The organism is Gordonibacter pamelaeae 7-10-1-b (assembly GCF_000210055.1).
Taxonomy (GTDB): Bacteria; Actinomycetota; Coriobacteriia; order Coriobacteriales; family Eggerthellaceae; genus Gordonibacter; species Gordonibacter pamelaeae.
Genome location: NC_021021.1, coordinates 361894 through 363788, shown reverse-complemented (window position 1 = coordinate 363788; position 1895 = coordinate 361894). Strand labels below are relative to the sequence as shown.

The following is a 1895-nucleotide window of genomic DNA, read 5'->3' as shown; positions in this document are numbered from 1 at the left end:
CACCTCGGCGTAGCGGGCGTCGTTCACGAGCCCGCAGGCGAGCGCGCGGCCCACGGCGGCATCCGCCGCCTCGGGCGGGAACCCCTCGCGTACGAGTCGTGCCCGCAGCGCGGCCGAGGCCTGCTCGCGTGCGAGAGCGAGGCGCTCGATCTTGCGGAAGGCGCGCTCGGCGTCGTCCGCAGCCAAGGCTTCAACCGACGCCGCTGGCGGGACTCCGCCTCCGCGCGAGCGCGCGAGGCTGCCGGATGCGGCGCACAGGTCATCTTCCTCCTGCAAGGGATCGAGCGCCTCGCAGGAGGGGTGGAGCGCCCCACGTAAGACTTGCGCATCCTCAGGGGAGGGACAGGGGGTCTCGCGGCCGGCATCCCCCTTGCAGGCGGACGGCGATGCCTCGATAGCGGCTATCTGGGCGCGCAGGCGCGCCCTCACCTCGGCGGCGTCGGGCATGCTACTTCTTCTTGGCGGGCTTCGCCACGGGGGACATCGCGTCAGCCTCGTCGGCGGTGCGGGTGATGACGGGGATCTCGAAGGCCTCGCGCACCTTGAGCTCTATCTCCTCGCGCAGGTCGGGGTTCTCCTTGAGCGTCTGCTTCGCCGCCTCGCGGCCCTGGCCCAGGCGCTCCTCGCCGTAGGTGTACCACGCGCCGCTCTTCTTGGCCACGCCGGCCTCCACCGCCATGTCGACGATGCACCCTTCCCGCGAGATACCCTCGCCGTACATGAGGTCGAACTCGGCCTGCTTGAACGGCGGGGCCACCTTGTTCTTCACGACCTTGGCGCGCACGCGGTTGCCCGTTATCTCGCCGTCCTTCTTGATGGAGTCGATGCGGCGGATGTCGATGCGCACGCTGGAGAAGAACTTGAGGGCGCGGCCGCCGGTCGTGGTCTCGGGGTTGCCGAACATGACGCCGATCTTCTCGCGCAGCTGGTTGATGAAGATGCACGTGGTGTTCGACTTGGAGAGCGAGCCCGCCAGCTTGCGCAGGGCCTGCGACATGAGGCGCGCCTGCAGGCCCACCGTGGTGTCGCCGATCTCGCCCTCGATCTCGGCGCGGGGCACGAGCGCGGCCACGGAGTCCACGACCACGGCGTCGATGGCGCCCGAGCGCACGAGCATGTCGCAGATCTCGAGGGCCTGCTCGCCGGTGTCGGGCTGGGAGATGAGCACCTCGTCGATATCCACGCCCAGGCGCGCCGCGTACACAGGGTCGAGCGCGTGCTCGGCGTCGATGAACGCCACGATGCCGCCCATGGCCTGGGCCTCCGCGAGGATCTGCAGGGCGAGCGTGGTCTTGCCGCTCGACTCGGGGCCGTACACCTCGATGATGCGGCCCCGCGGCACGCCGCCGATGCCGAGCGCGGCGTCGAGCGGCAGCGCTCCCGTGGGGATCACGCCGATGTTGAGCTCCTTGCCGTCCTCGCCGAGCTTCATGATGGATCCCTGCCCGAACTTCGACTCGATCTGGTCGGTCGTGAGCTTGAGCATCTTCGCTTTTTCGTCGTTCATGGTCCTTCTTCCCCCGGCGTAGCGGCTTTTCGTCATTCTTCTATTATGCGTACATATGTTTGTCTGTCAAGACTTGCAGCGCGATTCGCTGCGGGAAAAGCATACTGCCGCAACCTTGCGCGGGAACCGGAAAAAGACCGTCGGGAAGCCTCCGGAACCTTGCGCGGATCATACGCGGCAACCGTGCGAACCTTGCCGGAACCTTGCGCGCCCGCCGCGGGGACCTTGCACGTTTCCAGCGCGAATCCAGCGGAAACGCGGCAAGTCCGCACGCCCGGCCCCGATCACGCGTCCGCGCCCTCCAAGGCCTCCTCCAGGCGCTCCAGCGCGGCGCGCACGGTCAGCAGGCGCACCTGGGCGCGATCGCCCGGGAACTCGTGCAGACGCG

Annotated in this window: 1 protein-coding gene and 1 pseudogene; both read right to left on the bottom strand. The window is 68.6% G+C overall.

Features of this window, described 5'->3' with window-relative positions; all coding sequences use genetic code 11:
• Positions 1 to 447, bottom strand: a pseudogene (locus GPA_RS18675) (hypothetical protein); the annotation flags it as partial.
• Between the two features lies 1 nt (position 448).
• Positions 449 to 1507: a recombinase RecA gene (recA, locus tag GPA_RS01660; protein ID WP_015538754.1), complete on the bottom strand. Its 1059-nt coding sequence runs from the start codon at positions 1505 to 1507 to the stop codon at positions 449 to 451.
• Between the last annotated feature and the right edge of the window lie 388 nt (positions 1508 to 1895).

Excerpts from the sequence above, each read along its gene's own strand:
- recA (WP_015538754.1), bottom strand. The coding sequence starts at position 1,507 with ATGAACGACGAAAAAGCGAAGATGCTCAAGCTCACGACCGACCAGATC.